The organism is Pseudomonas sp. (assembly GCF_048269965.1).
Taxonomy (GTDB): Bacteria; Pseudomonadota; Gammaproteobacteria; order Pseudomonadales; family Pseudomonadaceae; genus Aquipseudomonas.
In genome coordinates, this window is record NZ_JBLWTV010000046.1 from 1 (window position 1) to 6,547 (window position 6,547).

At 63.4% G+C, this 6,547-nt stretch carries 5 protein-coding genes; 3 read left to right on the forward strand and 2 right to left on the reverse strand.

Annotated features, from left to right (window positions below; all coding sequences use genetic code 11):
- On the reverse strand, window positions 1-485 hold a 485-nt coding region (locus tag ACN0X6_RS24690), incomplete at its 3' end, for a response regulator (RefSeq protein ID WP_417707981.1).
- Complete coding sequence (locus ACN0X6_RS24695; protein ID WP_280052271.1) at window positions 482-2,284, reverse strand: HAMP domain-containing protein; 1,803 nt, start codon at window positions 2,282-2,284, stop codon at window positions 482-484. The genes ACN0X6_RS24695 and ACN0X6_RS24690, both read right to left, overlap by 4 nt.
- Before the next feature lie 233 nt (window positions 2,285-2,517).
- Between ACN0X6_RS24695 and ACN0X6_RS24700 the strand changes: the two genes are divergently transcribed.
- The 3 genes from ACN0X6_RS24700 to ACN0X6_RS24710 all read left to right on the forward strand — a co-directional run.
- Window positions 2,518-3,780, forward strand: coding sequence for a NarK/NasA family nitrate transporter (locus ACN0X6_RS24700; protein ID WP_280052272.1), 1,263 nt, complete (start codon window positions 2,518-2,520; stop codon window positions 3,778-3,780).
- A gap of 38 nt (window positions 3,781-3,818) precedes the next feature.
- Window positions 3,819-5,210: a NarK family nitrate/nitrite MFS transporter gene (locus ACN0X6_RS24705; protein WP_210391226.1), complete on the forward strand. Its 1,392-nt coding sequence runs from the start codon at window positions 3,819-3,821 to the stop codon at window positions 5,208-5,210.
- A gap of 64 nt (window positions 5,211-5,274) precedes the next feature.
- A partial coding sequence (locus ACN0X6_RS24710; RefSeq protein WP_417707984.1) for a molybdopterin-dependent oxidoreductase occupies window positions 5,275-6,547 on the forward strand: 1,273 nt, incomplete at its 3' end.

Here is a 6,547-nt window from a genome sequence, read left to right on the forward strand (position 1 = left end):
TTCAGCACCTGGCGTTCGCGCTCGGTCAGGTCCAGAGAGCTGGCACCCTGCGGGGTACGCAAGGCTTGGGCCAGCACGGTGGTCAGCGATGGGCTTATCACCAGGTTGCCGCGCAGTACCTCGCGCAGTCGGGCGATCAGATGCTCTGGTTCCATGTCCTTTAGCAGGTAGCCATCGGCGCCAAAACGCATGGCGTCGCGTACGTCGTGTTCGGCGTCGGATACGGTGAATAGCAGGATCTTGCCGGCGAACCCTTGTTCGCGCAGACGCTTTAGGGTTTCCACGCCATTGAGTTGCGGCATGTTGTTGTCCAGTACCACCAGGTCGGGGTTTAGCCGCTCAAGCAACGTGCAGGCCTCGAAGCCGTTATTGGCTTCGCCGACGACAGTGAGGTCGCCTTCCAGTTCGATCAGTTGGCGTAGGCCGCGGCGCATCATAGGATGGTCGTCGACTAGGATGAGGGTGTGGGGCAGGGTAGCGTTCATGAAGGCGTCTCGGGCGTCAGTTGGCGCAGAAATTCCGGGCAGAAGCGCAGGCGAACCTGTGTGCCGCGGGGCTCGCGGTGGCACAGGAGCAGCGTGCCGCCGAGGCTGCGGGCGCGCTCCTGCATGATGTTCAGGCCATGGTGGTGGCGGCTGTCAAAGTTGGGATCGATGCCGATGCCATCGTCTTCGATCCGCAGTTCGACCTCCTCGCCGCACTGGCGCAGATGCACCCAGGCCTGGTTGGCCAGGGCGTGGCGTGCGCAGTTGGAGAGCGCCTCGCGGGCGATCTGCAGCAGGTGAATCTGCTCTGTGGCCGAGAGGCAGAAGGCCAGCGGCGCGCTGTCGAGCAGCACGCGAAGGTTGCCGCGCTCGGCGAACTCGCGGGCTGTGTCGTCCAGCGCCTGTTCGATGCCGCCATCTTGGATTTGCAGACGGAAGGTGGTGAGCAGTTCGCGCAGTTGGCGATAGGCGCTGTTCAGGCCTTCACGCAATTCGTCGCTGACCTCCATTAGCGTCTCACTGCTCTCGCCGCGACGGATCAGGGTCTGCAGGCGGCTGACTTGCAGCTTCATGTAGGACAGTGCCTGTGCCAGTGAATCGTGCAACTCGCGAGCAATGGTGGTGCGCTCGTCGAGCAGCAGTAGGCGGTTGTCCTGTTCGCGCTGACGCTCCAGCGACAGCGCTGTGCCGATCAGGTTGGCCAGTGCCTGGATCAGCTCCTGCTCCCACTGGCGTGGGGTGTGGCCGTCCTCGTAGCGCGCGCGTAGCTCGCCGAGCCCGACGCCCTGGGAACTTATGGCGAAGCTCAAGTTGCTGGGCCCGGCATGGCGCGGGCAGCTGGCGCAGTCACTGCGCGCGCAGATCTCGCGCGACTCGTTGCCGTGTAAGGCGATCAGATGCTCCACCGGCGCCTGGGTGTCGCCATGCAGGCACAGGGTTAGGCGCAGTCCCGGCAGGCGTTGCTGGAACCTGTCGATCAGTTCGTCCAGCCGCTCGGCGCTGGCCGGATTGCTGGCGATGCTGCGGCTGCTCTGGTAGAGCAACTCGAGGGCGGCATTGCTCTGCGCCAGGTTCTGCGTCTTCTCGGAGACCCGCGATGCCAGCGTGCGATGGTTTTCCTCAATGGCATCGGCCATGGCGTTGAAGCTGTCAGCCATCTGCCCCAGTTCGTCCTGAGAGCGATACTCGATGCGCGCGTCGAGGTTGCCAGCACGAAAGCGCTCGGTGGCCCCGACCAGTTCCTGCAGCGGGTTGATCACACTGTTCTGGAGCTCGTACATGCCTATCAGCAGGATCACCACGGTGAGCAGTAGGGACGCGCCCTGGATGCTTTGCTGCCAGCCCTGGCGTCTTTCGCTCTGCTTCTGCAACTGCATGACGAAGTTTTCCAGCAGGCCGACGAAGGCCTCCGACTGTTGCTGGAAGGCTGTCCGGTCGCCGCTTTCCAAGGCCGGCAGCATCTGCTGGTGCCAGTGCCGCTGGATGCCATCGAACGCAGCCCAGAGGGAGCCGCTGCGTTCGCCGCCGAGCATGTGGCGTAGTGCCGGGCTGTCCAAGCGCTGCTGCATGTCGGCGCGCAGGCGTTCGATGGTCTCGGCGGGCGATGTGGCTTCAAGCTGCCAGTTGAGGCGGTAGGTGGCCATGCGCAGCGAGCCGGCGGTGTTGATGGCCGCTGCGTCGTCCTCACTGACCCAGGCGATCAGCACGGCGCTGAAAGCGCTGCACAGTCCCAGCGTGGCTATCAGCATTACAGCGAGTCCTGCTCGAGCCGGCAACGACCCTTTCAACCAGGTCAGCATCAGCGCTACCTCCAAAGAGTTCGGCGGCCTGAAGTGGGACCTTCCGAAGCGCTCTAATCGTATATAAGGTGCTGTTTTAAAAGGATTTTTGCTTTATGTGTGGCTCTACCACTTTGGTGGTAGAGAAGCCCATGGTAGGACAGAGGGGCTGAGTTGCTTCTTGATCTGGGTCAATAGATCGGAACGGCATGCCAATAGCCTGCAGCCATGAAAACCGCTTGGGGAAAGCGTTCATGGCGAGCCACAAAGTGCAACAGGGGTTGGTGCTGGGGATGAGCACCACCGCGTTCACCATCTGCTTCATGGTGTGGATGATGTTCGCGGTGCTCGGTGTGCCCATCAAGGAACTGCTGCAGCTCAACGAGACCGAGTTCGGCCTGCTGGCCGCCACGCCGGTATTGACCGGTTCGCTGGTGCGCCTGCCGCTGGGCATGCTCACCGATCGCTTCGGCGGACGCATCGTGTTCTTCCTGCTGATGCTGGTCTGCGTGCTGCCGATCTACCTGATCGGCGAGGCGACCCAGTACTGGCAATTTCTCGCCCTGGGCCTGTTCGTCGGCCTGTCCGGCGGCTCCTTCTCGGTCGGCATCGCCTACGTCGCCAAGTGGTTCGACAAGTCCAGCCAGGGCCTGGCCATGGGCATTTTCGGCGCCGGCAACGCGGGCGCCGCGCTGACCAAGTTCCTCGCCCCGGCGATCATCGCCGCGGCCAGCTGGCAGATGGTGCCCAAGGTCTACTCGGCGATCATGTTCGTCACCGCGCTGCTGTTCTGGTTCCTCACCTACGAGAACAAGGCGCACCGGGTGCCGAGCAGCGTGTCGCTGGGCGAACAGCTCAAGACCCTGAAAGACCCGCGCGTCTGGCGCTACTGCCAGTACTACTCGATCGTCTTCGGCGGCTACGTCGCGCTGGCCCTGTGGATGACCAAGTACTACGTGCAGGAATACGGCTTCAGCCTGCAGAGCGCGGCGCTGCTGGCCGCCTGCTTCTCCCTGCCGGGCGGCCTGCTGCGCGCCATCGGCGGCTGGATGTCGGACAAGTGGGGCGCGCACAGCGTGACTTGGTGGGTGATGTGGGTGAGCTGGGTGTGCCTGTTCATTCTGTCCTACCCGCAGACCGACTTCACCGTGCACACGGTCGACGGCCCGCGCACCTTCCATATCGGCCTCAACGTCTGGGTGTTCACTGCGCTGATGTTCGTCATGGGCATCGCCTGGGCGTTCGGCAAGGCCTCGGTATTCAAGTACATCGCCAACGACTTTCCCGATCGCATGGGCGCGGTGTCCGGCATCGTCGGCCTGGCCGGCGGCCTCGGCGGCTTTGTCCTGCCGATCATGTTCGGCGTGCTGGTCGACCTCACTGGAGTGCGCTCTTCCGCCTTCATGCTGTTGTACGGCGTGGTCTGGGTTTCTCTGATCTGGATGTACTTCAGCGAGGTTCGCAAAACCCCAGTCATGGGTTCGGGTTCCACCGCTTCCATGAATTCTGCTTCCTGACAAGGAGATTCAGCATGTCCGCAACCAAGAATCCGGCCATGGGGCAGCCGCCCCGGCAAGGGCCTGTGATCGAGGACTGGCGCCCGGAGGACCCACATTTCTGGGGTTCCACCGGCAAGGCCATCGCCACCCGTAACCTGTGGATCTCGATTCCTGCGCTGTTCCTCGCCTTTGCCGTATGGATGGTGTGGAGTACGGTGATCGTGCGCCTGAACGCCATCGGCTTCGCCTTCAGCACCGACCAGTTGTTTTGGCTGGCGGCTCTACCCGGGCTGTCCGGGGCCACCTTTCGTATCTTCTATTCCTTCATGGTGCCTGTGTTCGGCGGGCGCCGTTGGACCGCCCTGAGCACTGCCTCGCTGCTGATTCCCTCTATCTGGATGTGCTGGGCCGTGCAGGACCCGGGCACGCCCTACAGCGTGTTCGTGATCATCGCCCTGCTGTGCGGCTTCGGCGGCGGCAACTTCGCTTCCAGCATGTCCAACATCAGCTTCTTCTACCCCAAGGCGCAGCAGGGCACCGCCCTGGGCCTGAACGCCGGGCTGGGTAACCTGGGCGTGTCGGCCATGCAGTTTCTGGTACCGCTGGTGATCGGCTTCGGCCTGTTCGGTGCGGTGGGCGGCAAGCCGCAGGAACTGGCCGACGGCAGTCAGCTGTGGCTGCAGAACGCCGGCCTGGTGTGGGTGCCGCTGATCGCGGCGGTCACTCTGGCGGCCTGGTTCGGCATGAACGACCTGGCCAGTGCCAAGGCGTCCTTCGCCGAGCAGGCAGTGATCTTCAAGCGCCAGCACAACTGGCTGATGTGCTGGCTGTACTTGGCCACCTTCGGTTCCTTCATCGGCTTCGCTGCGGCCTTCCCGCTGCTGATCAAGCATTCCTTCCCTGGGGTCAACGCCCTGCAGTTCGCCTTCCTCGGTCCGCTGGTCGGCGCCCTGGTGCGTCCGCTGGGCGGCTGGGTGGCGGACAAACTCGGTGGTGCGCGGGTGACCCTGTGGAACTTCGTGCTGATGATCGCCGCCGTGTTCGGGGTGATCGCCTTCCTGCCGCAGCACGGCCAGGGCGGTAACTTCTACGGTTTCCTGGCCATGTTCATGCTGCTGTTTGTCACTACCGGCATCGGCAACGGTTCGACCTTCCGCATGATCCCGGTGATCTTCCGCACCCTGCACGAGCGCCTCAGCGCCGGTAAGGGCGCCGCCGAGAAGGAACAGGCGATCAAGGCGGCCGGCAAGGAATCGGCGGCGGTGCTCGGCTTCAGCTCGGCAATCGGGGCCTTCGGCGCCTTCTTCATTCCCAAGTCCTTCGGCAGCTCCATCGCCCTCACCGGCGGGCCCGAGGTCGCCCTGTACGTGTTCGTTGGCTACTACGTCAGCTGCATCCTGGTCACCTGGTGGTGGTACTCGCGCAAGGGCGCAGAGACCCCATGCTAGTCCGCCACAACCCAAGAAATGACGAGCGCGGGGCCGCCCGCACTCAGCCTGAGAGGAAGAGAAAATGAGCCACATACTCGACCAGCTGCGCTTCTTCAATCGCAAGCAGGGGGAGTTCGCCGACGGCCATGGCGAGACCCGCAAGGAATCGCGCGACTGGGAGAACGTCTACCGCTCGCGCTGGCAGTACGACAAGATCGTGCGCTCCACCCACGGGGTGAACTGCACCGGGTCGTGCTCCTGGAAGATCTACGTGAAGAATGGCCTGATCACCTGGGAAACCCAACAGACCGACTATCCGCGTACCCGCAACGACCTGCCCAACCATGAACCGCGTGGCTGCCCGCGTGGCGCCAGCTATAGCTGGTACATCTACAGCGCCAACCGCCTGAAGTACCCGAAGGTGCGCAAGCCGCTGCTCAAGCTCTGGCGTGAGGCGCGCCGGAGCCTGTCGCCGGTCGAGGCCTGGGCCAGCATCGTCAGCGATCCGGCCAAGGCCGAGAGCTACAAGAGCAAGCGCGGCATGGGCGGCTTCATCCGCTCCAGCTGGAACGAGGTTAACGAGATCATCGCCGCAGCCAACGTCTACACCGTCAAGCAGTTCGGTCCGGATCGCGTCATCGGCTTTTCGCCAATCCCGGCCATGTCCATGGTTTCCTACGCTGCCGGTAGCCGCTACCTATCGCTGATCGGCGGCGTGTGTCTGAGCTTCTACGATTGGTACTGCGACCTTCCTCCGGCCTCGCCACAGGTTTGGGGCGAGCAGACCGACGTACCGGAATCGGCCGACTGGTATAACTCCAACTACATCATCGCCTGGGGCTCTAACGTCCCGCAGACCCGTACCCCGGACGCACACTTTTTCACCGAGGTGCGCTACAAGGGCACCAAGACCGTCGCCATCACCCCGGATTACGCCGAGGTTGCCAAACTCACCGACCTCTGGCTCAACCCCAAACAGGGCACCGACGCAGCGCTGGCCCAGGCCTTCGCCCACGTCATCTTCAAGGAATTTCACCTCGAGAAACCGAGTGCTTACTTTCGCGACTACGCCAAGCGCTACACCGACCTGCCGGTGCTGGTGCGCCTGAACGAGAAGGATGGCAGCTACATCGCCGATCGCTTCCTGCGCGCCTCGGACCTGACCGACAACCTCGGTCAGGAAAACAACCCCGAGTGGAAGACCATCGCCGTCGACGGCAGCACTGGCGAGCTGGTTTCGCCGCTGGGTTCGATCGGCTACCGCTGGGGCGAGAAGGGCAAGTGGAACATCGAAGCCCGCGAAGGCAAGGACGGCCGCGATGTCGACCTGAGCCTGACCCAGATCGATGGCGGCG